Below are 15,796 nucleotides of genomic sequence, written 5' to 3'. Positions count from 1 at the left end.
CCGGCAAGCCGGCTCCCACAGGTAATTCACTGAGCCCTGGAACGGTGCAATACCTGTGGGAGCCGGCTTGCCGGCGATGGGGTCAGTGGGTTTCACAAAGCAATCAGCTCGGGCCGCAACCCTTCCACCCGCCGCGCGGGCGGCGGCAGGTACCCACCATCACCGGTGATCTGGTGCAGCACCTTCTCGCGTAACCCATGCAGCGCCACGCCGGTGCGCAACCGCGGATGCGGCAGGTCGATTTCAACCACCGACTTGATCCGCCCTGGGCGCGGCTCCAGCACCACCACTCGATCAGCCAGGTACGTCGCTTCCTCGGCATCGTGCGTCACCAGCAATGTGGTGATGCCGGCACGTTCGCGGATGGCCAGCAGCTCATCCTGCAGTTGCTGCCGGGTCAATGCATCGAGCGCACCGAATGGCTCGTCCAGCAGCAGGATCCGCGGGCTTGCCACCAGCCCCCGGGCAATCGCCACACGTTGCGCCATGCCCCCGGACAGCTGGTGCGGGTACGCCGATTCGAAGCCCACCAGGCCCACCAGCAGCACGAACTCATGCACCCGGCGGGCACGTTCGCCTTGGGTCAGGTGCTCGTTGACCAGGCCCAGGGCAATGTTCTGTTCCACGGTCAGCCATGGAAACAAGCGGTGCTCCTGGAACACGATGCCACGCTCGCCACCGATGCCGCTGACTGGTTTGCCATCCACGCGGATGCTGCCGCTGTAGTCGGTGTCCAGCCCCACCAGCAGGCGCAGCAGGGTGGACTTGCCGCAGCCGGAGGCGCCGACGATGGCGATGAATTCGCCTTCGTTGATGGCCAGGTTGAAGTTGCGGATCGCTTCGAAGGGCTGGCCATCGACGCTGAACACCTTGCCTACCGCTTCGAAGCTGACCAGCGCTGGCGTGGTGTCGGGTTGGTTGGCCGCCAGCAGGTGAGACGTGTTGAAAGCGTTCATGCGGTTCTCCAGCGCGTGGCGCGCGATTCGAGGCGTTGTCCAAGGGTGCCGAGCAGGGCGCCGACCAGGCCGATCAGCAGCATGGCGGCCATGACCTGGTCCATGCGGAAAAGCTGTTGCGCGCCGATCATCAGGCTGGCGATGCCGCCATCCGAAGGCATGAAGTACTCGGCACCGATGGTGCCTAGCCAGGCGTAGATCAGCGACAGGCGCAGGCCTGCGAAAATGGCCGGGGCCGCGCCGGGCAGTACCAGCAGGCGCAGGCGCTGCCACAGGTTCAGGCGCAGCGTGCGGGCGGCCTCTCCCAGTTGCGGCGGCAGGCTGGCGATGCCGCGCTGGGTAGCGATCAGCAGCGGGAAGAAGGCGGCCAGGCCGACGAACACATTCTTGGCGCCTTCGCCCAGGCCGAACCAGGCGGTCAGCAACGGCACCCAGGCGAACAGTGCCACCTGGCGCAACGCCGACAAGCTGGGCCCGAAAACCCGCTCGGCGTTGCGTGACAGGCCCAGCAACAGGCCCGTCAGCAAGCCTGCACCGCCGCCCAGCACGAGGCCGGTCAGGGTGCGTTGCAGGCTGAGCAGCATGGCTTCTGGCAGTGAGCCATCGGTAAGGCCTGCGAACAGGGTGTGCACCACGCCCAGCGGCGAGGTCAGGATGTTCTGGTCGACCCAGCCCAGGCTGCTGCTGGCTTGCCACAGCGCAAGCAGTGCTGCCGGCAGCAGCAGGCTTTGCCAGCCCTTGGGTACGGGCCCGCGTTGCTGCTCGCCGGTGGCCGGTTGTGGCCAGTACAGCAGGCGTTTTTCCAGAGCTGAAAAGCCGCGCTCCATCAGCGCGCCGACCAGGCCGATGATCAGGATGCACAGCACCACCAGGTCAAGCATGAACAGCTGCCGGCCCCACACCATCAGGTAGCCGATCCCTTCGCTGGAGGCCAGCAGCTCGACCGCCAGTAATGACGTCCAGCCGGTGGCCAATGCCAGGCGCACGCCGGTGAGGAAGGCGGGCAGGGCGGCCGGCAGCAGCAGGCGCAGGAACAGCAAGTGACGTGGCAGGCGCAAGGCCGCGGCGGCTTCGCGCAGCTTGGGCTGGGCATCGCGTACGCCGACCAGGGTATGCAGGGTGACGGGTACCACCACGGCTTTCACCAGCACCACCAGCTTGAGCAGTTCACCAATGCCGAAAAACAGCATGAACAGCGGGATCCACGCCAGGGTCGGGATCTGGGCCAGCGCGACGAAGGTTGGCAGCACCAGCGTTTGCGCATTGCGCGAAGTTCCCAGCCAGGCCCCCAGCAGCAAACCGCTGGCAATCCCTGCCAGCAACCCCCACCACAGCCGCTGCAAACTTATCCACAAGTGCCCCCAAAGCTCGCCGGAGCCGAACTCCACTGCGCTGTCCCACACCCGCGAGGGTGCCGGCAGGATCTGCTCGCTCATCCAGTGCTGCCGGCTCGCCACGGCCCACAGCAGCGCGATCAGCACTGGCAACACCCAGGGCAGAGCGCGCTCGCCGATGTGGGGGCGGCCTTGGGTCGCGAAAGGGCCGCGTAGGGGCCCCAGAAGCCCACCCCGACCTTTGCTCAGAATTCCATTCATCGGCCATCTCTCGAAGCGTTTCAAGGTTATGCACTTATGGAATTAAAAATTCTCATATGTGGCTTTCAAGAGATAAGAGCATGCACGCCTTGCATGCGGAAGCCTCCAGCCGTTGCGTTTTCCTCATATTTTCGATGCGTATTGCGCAAGCTTGCCGGGGGGCCGCGTGATGCGTGGTTTATGCCTTCTGGTTACTAAAAAATGAAGTTTTGATCTTTGTAGGTTCTAACCAGACCAGCCTAGCTTCTGGCCATAGCGCCGGCCATCGCCGGTGGCGGCCTGCCAAGGAGCCTTGCCATGAAAACCCAGTTGCGCCATCTGATTACCGCCCTTGGGCTATTCACTTTTTTCGCCCTCAGCGCCCAGGCGGCCGAATCGGCAAAGCCCGAGAGCATTCGCATTGCCGTGCCTGACCTGAGTGCTGGCAGCAAGCACAGCGCCGGTGGCGTGGTCGACGTGCTGCGCGACCAGCAATCGCTTGAAAAGGAATTCGCCAAAGATGGCATCCGCATCGACTGGCAGTTCTTCAAGGGTGCAGGCCCGGTGGTCAACGAAGCGTTGGCCAACGGCCAGGCAGATTTCGCCTACCTGGGCGACCTGGCGGCCATCGTCGGCAAGGCCAACGGCCTCGACACCCGCGTGCTTTCGGCCGGCGTGCGAGGGGTGAAAAGCTACCTGGGTGTGGTGCCGGGCTCTGGCATCAAGACCCTGCACGACCTCAAGGGCAAGCGCGTGGCGGTGTTCCGCGGTACCGCCAACCAGCTGTCGTTTGCCAGCGCGTTGGCGAGCCAAGGGTTGTCCGAGCGCGACCTGAAGGTGATCAACCTGGATTTCAACGCGGCCAACGCGGCACTGGCCGCCAAGCAGATCGACGCCACCTGGGGGCTGTCCAGCCTGCTCTCGCTGCGCGAGCGCGGCCTGGTCGAATTGCCGGTCAACTCACGCGACCTGGAAGGCGCAGGCAGCACCCAGGCAGTGTTGCTGGGCACTGGGGATTTCATTCGCAAGTACCCCGAGCTGGTCCAGCGCGTGGTCAATGCGCAGCAGCAGGCCACCCACTGGCTGCGCGACGAGCACAACCGCGATGCCTACCTCGACCTGGTAGCGAGCAACGCCAACTGGCCGCGCAGCATTCTCAGCGACGACCTGGCCAAGGAAGACCTCGCCCATTACTTCGACCCGCGCCTGGACGCCGACTTTGTCGCCCAGTTGCAGCAAGGCGTCGACCTGGCCGCCAAAGAGCGCCTGATCCGCCGGGACTTCAAGGTCGCCGACTGGATCGAACCGCGCTTCCTGGATGCCGCCTTGAAGCAGGAACAAGCCGTACAAGCCGCCCGTTGAACCTCAACCCCCGACAATCACCGCAAGGACCACGACCATGAGCAATGCCGCACTGGCCGCCGCGCCGCAAACTCTCGAACTCGATATCCACCCCGTCGCCGGCCGCATTGGCGCAGAAATCCGCGGGGTGAAACTGTCCGCCGACCTGGATGCCGCCACAATCGACGCGATCCAGGCCGCCCTGGTGCAGCACAAGGTGATCTTCTTCCGCGGCCAGGGCCACCTGGATGATCAAAGCCAGGAAGGCTTCGCCAAGCTGCTCGGCGAGCCGGTCGCTCACCCGACCGTGCCGGTGGTTGATGGCAGCAGTTACCTGCTGCAGCTCGACGGTGCTGAAGGCCAGCGGGCCAACTCCTGGCACACCGACGTGACCTTCGTCGACGCCTACCCCAAGGCCTCGATCCTGCGTAGCGTGGTTGCCCCGGCTTCCGGTGGCGATACCGTGTGGGCCAACACGGCTGCGGCTTATCAGGAGTTGCCCGAGCCCCTGCGCGAACTGGCCGACAAGCTGTGGGCAGTGCACAGCAACGAATACGACTACGCCAGCATCAAGCCGGATGTCGACCCGGCGAAGCTTGAGCGTTACCGCAAGGTGTTCACGTCGACGGTGTACGAGACAGAGCACCCGGTGGTGCGGGTGCACCCAGTCAGCGGTGAGCGGGCGTTGCAGCTGGGGCATTTCGTCAAACGCATCAAGGGCTATTCGCTGGCCGATTCACAGCACCTGTTCGCGGTGCTGCAAGGGCACGTGACGCGCCTGGAGAACACCGTGCGCTGGCGCTGGGAGGCGGGTGATGTGGCGATCTGGGATAACCGTGCGACGCAGCATTATGCGGTGGATGACTACGGCACCCAGCCGCGCATCGTGCGCCGGGTTACCTTGGCGGGTGAGGTGCCGGTTGGCGTGGATGGCCAACTGAGCCGGACTACGCGCAAGGGCTGAAATCGCATCGCCGGCAAGCCGGCTCCCACAGGTATTGCGCAACTGTAGGCTCAGCGCTGTACTTGTGGCCGCCAGCTTGCCGGCGATTCGGGGGTAATGCCCCCGCCAGTCACGCCTCGGCATCACAGGCGATCAACTGCCTGACCATTCCCTGCGCCAACGGCGACAAGCCATACCCCACCCGGCTCACCACCCCATAGCGGGTATAGAACGATTCTTCCTGCTCGGGCGCCAGGTCCGCCAGTTGCAGCGCCACCAGGCCTGACTGATACGGCCGCAAATTGGCGCTGCAGGCGATGCCGATGGTGTCCGAGTGCATCACCACGTTGAGCAGCGCGTAGCCGTGCTCGCATTCCACCGTCGGCAAGAAGTCCTGCCGGCCGCTGAGGTCGCTGAGGATCTTGCGGATGTTTGGCGGGCGGAAGGTGGTCGCCAGCGGGTAGTCAAATACATCCCGTGCATTCACCTGGGCCAGTTCGGCCAGCGGGTGCCCCGCGCGGCAGCAGAAATGCCAGCGTTGTGGCGCCAGCTTGTGCACGCGGTAATCCGGGTCGGATTCGAACTGGCGGGTATCGGCCACGAAGAACTCGATCTCCTCGGCAATCAGTTTGCGGTTCAGCGCCTGCCAGTTATCCACCTGAAAACACGTGCGCGCCGCCGGGTATTCAGCGACGAAACGCGCCACCGCTCGCGGCACCAGCCCGCCAGCGGGCGCAGGGCCGGAGCCGAAGCGCACCACCCCGGTGGTAGCGCCATTGAACTGGTGGATCTCGTTCACCAGGTTATGCGCGCCATGCACCAGCCGACGCGAATGCTCCAGCACCAGCAGCCCCTGGCGGGTGGGCGCGAGCTCCTTGCTGGCGCGGTCGACCAGACGGCAGCCGATGTTGTGCTCCAGGGTCTGGATGCTGCGGCTGAAGGCCGATTGCGACAGGTTCACCGCCGCCGCAGCAGCGACAAAACTGCGGTGCTCGACAAGGGCAATGAAGTGGCGGAGCTGGCGGAGGTCGATATGCATTTTTTACATGGAAACTTTCGGTGGAATGCAATTGATGAAGAGGGTGAGCCCCCTTATAAAGGGTGTTACTTATTCCACAAAATATGAATTGAACATATTTATATCTCTTAAAAGAATATAAGCCCACGTCACCGCGATTCGGTTCCGTCAACGGAAATGCTCGCCAGGGCCAATGCCTCAAGGAGCATTTGCATGTCCCGACTTTCCCGTTGGCCTGCGCGCGCGTCGCGTTTTACCTTGCAACCTCTAGCCGCTGGCGTACTGCTGGCAGCTTCCAGCGGCAGCTTTGCCGAAGAGCCGGCCAGCACAACCCCAGCCGTGGAGCAGGACGCCAAGCTCGGCACCGTTACCGTCAATGCCCGCCGCCGTGAAGAAACCGCGCAGAGCGTGCCCACGCCGATCAGCGTGCTGAACAGTGAAACCCTGGAAACCCAGCGCATCTACCGCGTGCAAGACCTGCAACAGCTGGTGCCCAGTACCAATGTGGCCTACGTGCATGCCCGCCAGTCGAGCATCTCGATCCGCGGCTTGGGCAACAACCCGGCCAGCGATGGCCTGGAGGGCAGCGTCGGCATCTACCTGGACAACGTCTACCTCGGCCGCCCGGGCATGGCGGTGTTCGACCTGCTCGATGTCGAGCAGCTGGAGGTGCTACGCGGCCCGCAAGGCACGCTGTTCGGCAAGAACACCACGGCGGGGGTGCTGAACATTACCTCGCGCAAGCCGACCTTCCACCGCGAAGGCAGCATCCAGCAGTCCATCGGTGAGGATGGCTACCTGCAGACCCAAGGCAGTTTCTCCGGGCCGATCAGCGAGACCCTGGCCGGGCGCATCAGCGCCTACCGCACCGAAGACGATGGTTATGTGAAGAACATCCACAACGGCGATGACCTGAACGGCGGCAAGCGCCAGGGTTTTCGCACCCAGTTGTTGTTCCAGCCCAGCGAAACTTTCAACCTGCGCTGGATCGGCGAGTACAACGAAGAGGACTCCAACAACGGCATCCTCAGCCTGTACAGCACCGGGCCGACCCTCAATGGTGTCAACCGTTATGAAAGCCTGGCCGCCCAGGCCGGTGCCACGCTGGTGTCGGGCAAGGACCGCAAGGTCAACTTCGATGCCGACCAGCAGGTGACGGTGTTCCAGGGCGGTACATCGGTGGAGGCCAACTGGACCCTGCCCAACGACTTCACCCTGACCTCGATCACCGCCTACCGCTGGTGGGACTTCACCCCGCGCAACGACGATGGCCTGGATGTGCCGGTGTTCTACAGCGCCGGGGTGTCGGTGCGCGACAAGCAATATTCCCAGGAGATCCGCCTGGCCTCGCCCACCGGGGGCGCGTTCGACTATGTGCTGGGTGCCTATTACTTCAAGCAGGACCTGGACAACAAATCCTTCACCTATTACGGCCCCCAGGCAGACGTCTGGAACCTCACCCCGGCTGGCGCGCTGAACAACGTCAACACCATCGGTGACGGGCACATCGATACCGACAGCTATGCGCTGTTTGCCCAAGGCACCTGGCACCTCACCGATCGCCTCGACTTCACAGCCGGTGTCCGCGGCACCTATGAAGAAAAGAGCGCCTGGGTGACCCGCGATGCGCCATCGGGCGGTGCAGCAGTGACCGGCGCCGCTGCCGCCGCACGCCAGGGCAGGGTGGGCGCCTACGATTCGGGGGACCTCAACCAGTACAGCTTCAGCCCCTCCGGCCTGCTTGGCCTGAGCTACCGCTTCAACGAGCAGTTGCTGGGCTATGCCACCCTGACCCACGGCGAAAAGTCCGGCGGCATCAACCTCACTGTCGGCGCGGCGCCACGGCTGGGCACCGATTCGCTGCTGGTTGGCACCGAGCGGGTCAACAACGCCGAAGTGGGCCTCAAGAGCACCCTGTTCGACGACCGCCTGCAGCTCAACGCCAACCTGTTCTGGGCTGAGGTACATGGCTATCAGGCCAACGTCTACGACCAGGTCAACCGCGTGCAGTACCTGGCCAACGCCGGCCGTGTGCGCTCGCGGGGCCTGGAGTTCGAGGCCACGGCGCTGCCGATCCGCGGCTTGACGGTCAATTTCAACGGTTCGTGGAACGACGTGCGCTACACCGAGTACGACGACGCGCCGTGCCCGCCTGAGGTAAGCCTGGCCAATGCCAACGCCACCTGCGACTTGTCCGGCCATCAGGTGGTCGGCGCTTCCAAGTACATCGCCAACCTCAACGGCCAGTACAAGTGGCAGCTGACCGAGCACGTCGAGCCTTACGTCACCGCCAGCTATGCCTTCCGCTCCAAGGCGGTCGGCACCATCGACGACTCCGACTTCGGCCAGATCCCCAGCTACGCGCTGGTCAACCTGTCCACCGGCGTGCGCCTGGACCAGGGCGACGGCGTGCTCGACCTGTCGCTGTGGGTGAAGAACGCCGGCGACAAGACCTATTTCACCAGCCTGTGGAATTCCGCCAACGGTGGCTATGCCGGCGTGCTTGGCACCCCGCGCACCTTCGGCGCCACCGCCCGTTATGACTTCTGAGCACAAGGAGCTTTGCCATGAATGCCAAGACCGAAACCCCCGCCCTGCCTGAAGGCGCTTGCCTGACGGCCAAGGTCCCCGAGCGTGATGAAGCGCTGCTCGGTGATGTAGTGGTCAACCCTTACCGCCTGGCGCCGCTGACCGCGATCATTCGCGATGGTGGGCGCACCTTGAGCGCCGCCCATGTGCGCGTGCTGGGGCGTGGCGAGCGCGGGGTGGATATCGCCTACGACGTTTCCGACCGTTCGCTGTGGACCTACGGCGGCATTCCGGTGTTCGGGCTGTATCCGGATCATGTCAACCAAGTAGAGGTGACCTACAAGCTGGACGGCGAGCGTATCCGTGAGCGCTACCAGATCTACGCCCCAGCCGTGCGCCTGCCGGTGGTGGCCAAACAAACCGCCGCGCTGCCGCAAGTGCAGCCAGTCAAGGTGGCGTCGGGCTTCGAAAACCGCCTGTATCTGTTCAACCACCTGCAAGGCGATATTCCGGGTGCCCGTGCCTTCAAGTGGAATGGGCTGGGCGGTGCCGCCGAATGGGACCAGGTCGGCAACAACTGGATTGCCGACACCAACGGCGACGTGCGCTGGTACCTGGACATCGAGCAGATCCACGACTCCAACCGCCGTGACGGCCTGGGCGGCACCATGGGTTTCCAGCAGACCCGCGACGGCAAGTTGATCTGGGGCCAGGGCCAGACCTACTCCAAGTACGACCTGTTGGGCCGGCGCATCTGGCAGCGCAGCCTGCCTGACAAGTTCGCTGACTTCTCCCACGAAATCCGCGAGACGGCCAACGGCACCTACCTGCTGCGCGTCGGCACCAGCGACTACCGCCGCCCCGATGGCAAACGCGTGCGCTCGATTCGCGACCACATCATCGAGGTCAATGAAGCCGGTGACGTGCTGGACTTCTGGGACCTGAACCAGATCCTCGACCCGTATCGCGGCGACCTGCTCGAAACCCTCGGCAAGGCGGCCGTTCAATTGCCGGACGGCGTACAGAAGCAGGAGGATCGCCTGGCCAATGAGCTGGCCGAAGGCAACCTGCCGTTCGGTGACACCCCGGGCGTTGGCACCGGGCGTAACTGGGCGCACGTCAATGCCATCGACTACGACGCCGATGACGACAGCATTATCGTTTCAGCTCGCCACCAGGGCGTCGTGAAGATCGGTCGGGACAAAACCGTGAGGTGGATTCTGGCCTCGCCACAGGGCTGGCCGCAGCGCCTGCAGGGCAAGGTACTCAAGCCGGTTGCGGGTGAAGGCTTCGACTGGTCCTGGACCCAGCACACCGCCTGGCTGACCGGCAAAGGGACGCTGACTGTGTTCGACAATGGCTGGGGGCGTGACTTTGCCCCGACCAAGCTGACCGGCAACTACAGCCGTGCAGTGGAGTACAAGATCGACGAGGCCAAAGGTACGGTCGAGCAGGTCTGGGAGTACGGCAAGGAGCGCGGCGACGAGTGGTACAGCCCGGTGACGTCGGTGGTGGCTTACCGGCCCGAGACCGACACCCAGTTCATCTATTCGGCCTCGGTGAATTTCCTGACCCCCGAGAAACTCACCACCACGGTGCTCAATGAAGTGCGCCGGGGTAGCCAGGAGGTGCTGGTGGAGCTGAAGGTGCATAGCCGTCAGCCTGGCAGTGTCGGCTACCGGGCTTTGGTCATTGATCTGGGGGCCGCGTTCTGAATTTGGGTTGATCGGGGTGTACGCCTTGAGGTTTGAGGTGGGGCGTAAATCGAGCGCCGCCCGCGCGGCGCTCGATTTACGCCACCCTGCACCTCGCACGTCAAACCCCTAAAAGCCCCACCGACGGTCCCCCTTCACATTTCTCTCACCCCGTTCGTCTACCCTATACCGGCCTGCGCACCGCAATTCCGGATAGGCTGTTCAACCATTCGTTCTTTTTTTCGAACAGCCTATTGTCCTATACCCCAGCAGCCGCTTAGCATTCGTTTGAGATTTCAAACGCTCGATGCCCTGCCTTGGGCGCTTTTCAACAATCAACAATTCGGGAAGCCGACATGCAGCTCAAAGACGCTCAGTTGTTCCGCCAGCAAGCCTTCATCAACGGTGAATGGCTGGATGCGGACAGCGGCCAGACCATCAATGTGACCAACCCGGCCACAGGTGAAGTCATCGGTACCGTGCCAAAGATGGGCACCGCGGAAACCCGCCGCGCCATCGAAGCTGCCGACAAGGCCCTGCCGGCCTGGCGTGCACTGACCGCCAAAGAGCGTTCGACCAAGCTGCGTCGCTGGTTCGAACTGATGATCGAAAACCAGGACGACCTGGCTCGCCTGATGACCACCGAGCAAGGCAAGCCACTGGCTGAAGCCAAGGGCGAAATCGCCTACGCTGCCTCGTTCATCGAGTGGTTCGCTGAAGAAGCCAAGCGCGTTTACGGCGACACCATCCCAGGCCACCAGCCTGACAAGCGCCTGATCGTCATCAAGCAGCCGATCGGCGTTACCGCGGCCATCACCCCGTGGAACTTCCCGGCCGCGATGATCACCCGTAAAGCCGGCCCGGCCCTGGCCGCTGGTTGCACCATGGTGCTCAAGCCTGCTTCGCAAACCCCGTACTCGGCCCTGGCTCTGGTCGAGCTGGCTACCCGTGCCGGCATCCCGGCTGGCGTGCTGAGCGTGGTGACCGGCAGCGCTGGCGAAGTTGGCGGCGAGCTGACCGGCAACTCCCTGGTACGCAAGCTGTCGTTCACTGGCTCGACCGAAATCGGTCGCCAGCTGATGCAGGAATGCGCCAAGGACATCAAGAAGGTTTCCCTGGAGCTGGGTGGCAACGCCCCGTTCATCGTGTTCGACGATGCCGACCTGGACAAGGCGGTTGAAGGCGCGATCATCTCCAAGTACCGCAACAACGGCCAGACCTGCGTTTGCGCCAACCGTATCTACGTACAGGACGGCGTCTACGACGCGTTCGCCGAGAAGCTCAAAGCCGCTGTGGCCAAGCTGAAGATCGGTAACGGCCTGGAAGACGGCACCACCACTGGCCCGCTGATCGACGGCAAGGCTGTCGCCAAGGTTCAGGAACACATCGAAGACGCCGTCTCCAAAGGCGCCAAGGTGCTGTCCGGTGGCAAGCTGATCGAAGGCAACTTCTTCGAGCCGACCATCCTGGTCGATGTGCCGAAGAGCGCTGCCGTCGCCAAGGAAGAGACCTTCGGCCCACTGGCGCCGCTGTTCCGCTTCAAAGACGAAGCCGAAGTCATCGCCATGTCCAACGACACCGAGTTCGGCCTGGCCTCGTACTTCTACGCCCGTGACATGAGCCGTGTGTTCCGCGTTGCCGAGGCCCTGGAATACGGCATGGTCGGCATCAACACCGGTCTGATCTCCAACGAAGTCGCGCCGTTCGGCGGCATCAAGGCTTCGGGCCTGGGCCGTGAAGGTTCCAAGTACGGTATCGAGGACTACCTCGAGATCAAGTACCTGTGCATCAGCGTTTGATGCGCTAAAGGTTTTACCTCTGCCAGCGGGGCGCGAGAGCGACGTCTCGCTGGCCTTTTTTGACATTGCAGCACCTGGTGGCCAGGGCGTTCACGGCAGTCGATCAACGAATACTGTTCGCGAGCACTCCCAGCCACCCCCGAATAAAAGCGCCGCTGATCGGCGCAAATGAGGGCATTATGAGCAAGACCAACGAATCCTTGATGCAACGTCGTATCGCCGCCGTCCCACGTGGCGTTGGCCAGATCCACCCGATCTTCGTTGAAAGCGCGAAGAACTCGACCGTGATCGACGTTGAAGGCCGCGAACTGATCGACTTCGCTGGCGGCATCGCAGTACTGAACACCGGCCACCTGCACCCGAAAGTGGTTGCCGCCGTTCAAGAGCAGCTGACCAAAGTCAGCCACACCTGCTTCCAGGTGCTGGCCTACGAACCCTACGTAGAGCTGTGCGAAAAGATCAACAAGCTGGTCCCAGGCGACTTCGACAAGAAGACCCTGCTGGTCACCTCCGGCTCCGAAGCTGTTGAAAACGCCATCAAGATCGCCCGTGCCGCCACTGGCCGTGCCGGCGTGATCGCCTTCACCGGCGGCTACCACGGCCGTACCATGATGACCCTGGGCCTGACCGGCAAGGTCGTGCCGTACTCCGCTGGCATGGGCCTGATGCCAGGCGGCATCTTCCGCGCCCTGTTCCCGAGCGAACTGCACGGTGTGAGCGTTGACGATGCCATCGCTTCGATCGAGCGCATCTTCAAGAACGACGCCGAGCCGCGTGACATCGCTGCCATCATCCTCGAGCCAGTACAAGGCGAAGGCGGCTTCCTGCCAGCGCCGAAAGAGCTGATGAAGCGCCTGCGCGAGCTGTGCGACAAGCACGGCATCCTGCTGATCGCCGACGAAGTACAAACGGGCGCTGGCCGTACCGGTACCTTCTTCGCCATGGAACAGATGGGCGTCGCGCCTGACCTGACCACCTTCGCCAAATCCATCGCTGGCGGCTTCCCGCTGGCCGGTGTTTGCGGCAAGACCGAGTACATGGACGCCATCGCTCCGGGCGGCCTGGGCGGCACCTACGCTGGTTCGCCGATCGCCTGCGCTGCGGCCCTGGCCGTTATTCAGGTGTTCGAGGAAGAGAAACTGCTGGACCGCAGCAAGGCTGTCGGTGAGCGCCTGACCGCTGGCCTGCGCCAGATCCAGGAAAAGCACCCGATCATCGGTGACGTTCGTGGTATGGGCTCGATGATCGCTGTGGAAGTCTTCGAAAAAGGCACCCACACCCCGAACGCAGCCGCCGTTGCCCAAGTGGTAGCGAAGGCGCGCGACAAGGGTCTGATCCTGCTGTCCTGCGGCACCTACGGCAACGTTCTGCGTATCCTGGTTCCGCTGACCGCCGAAGACGCACTGCTGGACAAAGGCCTGGCGATCATCGAAGAGTGCTTCGCTGAACTCGCTTGATGTGACGCGCTTCATAAAAAAACCCGCCTAGGCGGGTTTTTTTTGTGCCCAACAAAGGCGCGTGGCGCTATGGTTGTGGGAGGACTTGCCTTGGAAGCTGCAACGGATTTGCGTGTCAGGATATTCAGGAGTTGGCCATGAGCGCTGCAGACCCCGCCCCACCTTGCGTACTGATTGCCGAAGGCGACCCCTGGGTACGCGACATGTTGCGTGAGATGTTGCTCAGCGTGCGCTGCGATGCCCGGCTGCAGGTGTGCGCCGACGGCTCCGAGGCGTTGACGGCATTGGCCAGCAAGCCCGACCTGATCATCGCCGCCCGCGAGCTGACGGGCCTCGATGGCCTGGACCTGTTGCGCAAGGTGCGCGCCAAAGGCCCGGGGTTGCCGTTCATTCTCATGAGCAGCCGCAGCGACAGCGCCAGCGTGCGCGAGGCGTTGCCGCTGCACCCCACGGCTTACCTGAGCAAGCCGCTGGATCTGGACAACCTGCGCAAGCGCCTGAAAGAGCTGCTGCTGGCGGTGGGCGAGCAGATCGCTTGCCCGGTGCCGCCACTGCAGCCAGGCGCCAGCCTGCCAGCCTTCCTTGAGCAGCGCCGGGCCACCGCTGATGGCGGGCCTCTGTTCGCCGACGTACAAGTGGCGATCAAGCGCGCGCTCAACCCGCAGGGGCTGAACCTCAAGGTGCTGGAAGAGGAAGTGCGCAGCGACCCGCAGGTCACCGCCGTGCTGATCGCTGCCGCCAACAGCGCCGCCCTGCACCGTGAGGCGCCGGTGCAAACCTTGCTGCAGGCGCTGAACAAGCTGGGCAGTACGCAGAGCATGAACCTCATCCTGGGCCTGACCCTCAAGCGCAGTGCGCGCCTGACCGACCCCTTGCTGGCGCAGCACGCGGCGCACTTCTGGAACTTGTCGCTGCACACCGCCGAATACGCGCGTTCGTTGGCACGCATGCTCGACCTGGACGAAGAGCGTTGCTACTGCGCGGGCCTGCTGCATTGCCTGGGTGACCTGGCTGTGCTGCGTTGCCTGCAAGAGTGGCGGCTGGCCGGTGGCGAGCTGGACGAAGGCCACGTGCACACCTCGCTGAAGGACTTCGGCGCGGCGTTCGGCTCGGCGTTGCGTACCCGCTGGCGCTTGCCGCTGAGCCTGCGTGAGCTGATTGCGGCGATCTACCAGCTGGGGGGTGGGGTGTACTCGCGGGAGATTCTGGCCATGAACCTGGCCGGTCAACTGGCGCGGTTGCCCGCGGATCAGGGGCTGGAGAAGGTGGCTGAAAACAAGACCGCGCGTTTGCTAAAAGTTGGGCTGGCGCAGTTGAGCCGCTTGCGCAAGGTGGACAACCCCGAGGTCAAACCGCGGGAGGATGCAAAGGCGCAGGTCGTCGAGATCAAGGGTGAAGAGCCGCCGGCACCAGATGAAGCAACGCCGTCCTGAAGAGTGCGCGGTCCCTGTGGGAGCCCCGCTCAAGACCTGGGTCATCCCCGCACTATCTGATTCTTCCCCTGCCGCTTGGCCTGGTACATGGCCGCATCCGCTCGGGCGAACAGGCTATCCAGTGACTCATCCTCATCGGTAAGCCCAGTCAGCCCCTGGCTGACCGTCACCCCATACACCTGTTCCCCATGGCTGAAACTCAGCCGCTGGATCTCCCGCTGCAGCCGTTCGGCAATCTGCTCGGCAACCTGCGCGTTACAGCCTGGGAACACCGCCGCAAATTCCTCGCCGCCGATGCGCCCGAACAGGTCGCCGCGCCGCAGCACGGCCTTGCCGCTGTCGGCGATGCGTTGCAGCACCTGGTCACCTTCCTGGTGGCCGTAGCTGTCGTTGATCTGCTTGAAGTCATCGATATCCAACAGCAGGAAGGCCAACGGGGTGCCGTCCTCACGAGCGCTGTCGAACGCCTGCTGGGCGCATTCGAAGAAATGCCGGCGGTTGCTGCTCTGGGTCAGCACGTCGGTCGTGGCCAGGCGCTGCAGTTCGCCTTCGAGCTGCTTCTTTTCGGTGATGTCTTCGGCAATACCGACGACGATCACGCGGTCGCCTTCGCGTTGCTGGTTGATGTAGCACTTGTCACTCAACCAGCGCACCTGGCCGCTGGCTGTGATGATGCGGTATTCGCGGTCTTCCACTGCGCCTTTGAGCAGCACCTGAGCCAGGCTGCGTTCGGCGTATTCCAGGTCGTCCGGGTAGATGCTGTCGCGCCATTCGTTGAAGTCGGCCAGTACCAGGCTGGCGGGCCGGCCGAAGATGCGCTCATAGGCGGGGCTGACGTAAAGCACCTGGCGGTTTTCCCAGTCGAATGCCCACAGCACCGCGTTGACGCTGTCCAGCAGTGAGCTGTAGAGCTGCTCCCGCTCGCTCAGACGCGCGACTTCACCTTGGGCGTGCAGCAAGGCCAGCAAGGTCTGGGCGGCTTCAGGGGGGGCGTTGCCGGGCAGGAGTGAAGGGATGTTCTTGGCCATGTGCACGAAGCGTTTCTCGACGGG

11 protein-coding genes are annotated in these 15,796 nt (G+C 63.6%); 7 read left to right on the top strand and 4 right to left on the bottom strand.

The window, feature by feature from the left end:
• Positions 1 to 92: 92 nt before the first annotated feature.
• Positions 93 to 956 carry an ABC transporter ATP-binding protein gene (locus ACNQPL_RS16080; RefSeq protein ID WP_346612562.1) on the bottom strand — a complete coding sequence of 288 codons (864 nt, stop codon included), beginning with the start codon at positions 954 to 956 and terminating at the stop codon, positions 93 to 95.
• The gene (locus ACNQPL_RS16075) at positions 953 to 2,551 is read right to left on the bottom strand and encodes an ABC transporter permease (RefSeq protein WP_346612561.1); all 1,599 of its coding nucleotides are present in this window, start codon (positions 2,549 to 2,551) and stop codon (positions 953 to 955) included. The genes ACNQPL_RS16080 and ACNQPL_RS16075 overlap by 4 nt, the downstream gene beginning before the upstream one ends.
• 297 nt (positions 2,552 to 2,848) lie before the next feature.
• Between ACNQPL_RS16075 and ACNQPL_RS16070 the strand changes: the two genes are divergently transcribed.
• Entirely contained in the window at positions 2,849 to 3,892 is a 1,044-nt protein-coding gene (locus tag ACNQPL_RS16070; RefSeq protein ID WP_416467237.1) for an ABC transporter substrate-binding protein, read from the top strand.
• A 37-nt stretch (positions 3,893 to 3,929) separates the two neighbouring features.
• Positions 3,930 to 4,835, top strand: a complete 906-nt coding sequence (locus tag ACNQPL_RS16065) for a TauD/TfdA family dioxygenase (protein WP_346612559.1) — start codon at positions 3,930 to 3,932, stop codon at positions 4,833 to 4,835.
• 109 nt (positions 4,836 to 4,944) lie between these two features.
• On the opposite strand, the gene ACNQPL_RS16060 is transcribed toward ACNQPL_RS16065, so the two are convergent.
• Complete coding sequence (locus tag ACNQPL_RS16060; RefSeq protein ID WP_346612558.1) at positions 4,945 to 5,853, bottom strand: LysR family transcriptional regulator; 909 nt, start codon at positions 5,851 to 5,853, stop codon at positions 4,945 to 4,947.
• A 192-nt stretch (positions 5,854 to 6,045) separates the two neighbouring features.
• On the opposite strand from ACNQPL_RS16060, the gene ACNQPL_RS16055 reads away from it, so the two are divergent.
• From ACNQPL_RS16055 to ACNQPL_RS16035, 5 genes are all read left to right on the top strand, one after another.
• Positions 6,046 to 8,382 carry a TonB-dependent receptor gene (locus tag ACNQPL_RS16055; RefSeq protein ID WP_416467236.1) on the top strand — a complete coding sequence of 779 codons (2,337 nt, stop codon included), beginning with the start codon at positions 6,046 to 6,048 and terminating at the stop codon, positions 8,380 to 8,382.
• 17 nt (positions 8,383 to 8,399) lie between these two features.
• The gene (locus ACNQPL_RS16050) at positions 8,400 to 10,076 is read left to right on the top strand and encodes an aryl-sulfate sulfotransferase (protein ID WP_346612556.1); all 1,677 of its coding nucleotides are present in this window, start codon (positions 8,400 to 8,402) and stop codon (positions 10,074 to 10,076) included.
• A gap of 335 nt (positions 10,077 to 10,411) precedes the next feature.
• The gene (gene gabD / locus ACNQPL_RS16045; protein WP_346612555.1) at positions 10,412 to 11,854 is read left to right on the top strand and encodes an NADP-dependent succinate-semialdehyde dehydrogenase; all 1,443 of its coding nucleotides are present in this window, start codon (positions 10,412 to 10,414) and stop codon (positions 11,852 to 11,854) included.
• Positions 11,855 to 12,033: 179 nt separating this feature from the next.
• Complete coding sequence (gene gabT, locus ACNQPL_RS16040) at positions 12,034 to 13,311, top strand: 4-aminobutyrate--2-oxoglutarate transaminase (protein ID WP_346612554.1); 1,278 nt, start codon at positions 12,034 to 12,036, stop codon at positions 13,309 to 13,311.
• 137 nt (positions 13,312 to 13,448) lie between these two features.
• Positions 13,449 to 14,744, top strand: a complete 1,296-nt coding sequence (locus ACNQPL_RS16035) for an HDOD domain-containing protein (RefSeq protein ID WP_416467235.1) — start codon at positions 13,449 to 13,451, stop codon at positions 14,742 to 14,744.
• A gap of 41 nt (positions 14,745 to 14,785) precedes the next feature.
• Here ACNQPL_RS16035 and ACNQPL_RS16030 read toward each other — a convergent pair whose 3' ends face one another.
• A complete protein-coding gene (locus ACNQPL_RS16030; protein WP_346612854.1) occupies positions 14,786 to 15,772 on the bottom strand; it encodes a sensor domain-containing diguanylate cyclase in 987 nt (328 codons plus the stop codon).
• Positions 15,773 to 15,796: the final 24 nt, after the last annotated feature.

This window comes from Pseudomonas sp. LFS044 (assembly GCF_047978245.1).
In the GTDB taxonomy this organism is placed as follows: domain Bacteria; phylum Pseudomonadota; class Gammaproteobacteria; order Pseudomonadales; family Pseudomonadaceae; genus Aquipseudomonas.
This window is presented reverse-complemented; position numbering and strand designations above follow the sequence as displayed.

Coding starts and splice junctions, on each gene's coding strand:
- ACNQPL_RS16080 (WP_346612562.1), bottom strand. CDS start 956: ATGAACGCTTTCAACACGTCTCACCTGCTGGCGGCCAACCAACCCGAC.
- ACNQPL_RS16055 (WP_416467236.1), top strand. CDS start 6,046: ATGTCCCGACTTTCCCGTTGGCCTGCGCGCGCGTCGCGTTTTACCTTG.
- ACNQPL_RS16075 (WP_346612561.1), bottom strand. CDS start 2,551: ATGAATGGAATTCTGAGCAAAGGTCGGGGTGGGCTTCTGGGGCCCCTA.
- gabD (WP_346612555.1), top strand. CDS start 10,412: ATGCAGCTCAAAGACGCTCAGTTGTTCCGCCAGCAAGCCTTCATCAAC.
- ACNQPL_RS16070 (WP_416467237.1), top strand. CDS start 2,849: ATGAAAACCCAGTTGCGCCATCTGATTACCGCCCTTGGGCTATTCACT.
- ACNQPL_RS16065 (WP_346612559.1), top strand. CDS start 3,930: ATGAGCAATGCCGCACTGGCCGCCGCGCCGCAAACTCTCGAACTCGAT.
- ACNQPL_RS16035 (WP_416467235.1), top strand. CDS start 13,449: ATGAGCGCTGCAGACCCCGCCCCACCTTGCGTACTGATTGCCGAAGGC.
- ACNQPL_RS16060 (WP_346612558.1), bottom strand. CDS start 5,853: ATGCATATCGACCTCCGCCAGCTCCGCCACTTCATTGCCCTTGTCGAG.
- gabT (WP_346612554.1), top strand. CDS start 12,034: ATGAGCAAGACCAACGAATCCTTGATGCAACGTCGTATCGCCGCCGTC.
- ACNQPL_RS16050 (WP_346612556.1), top strand. CDS start 8,400: ATGAATGCCAAGACCGAAACCCCCGCCCTGCCTGAAGGCGCTTGCCTG.
- ACNQPL_RS16030 (WP_346612854.1), bottom strand. CDS start 15,772: ATGGCCAAGAACATCCCTTCACTCCTGCCCGGCAACGCCCCCCCTGAA.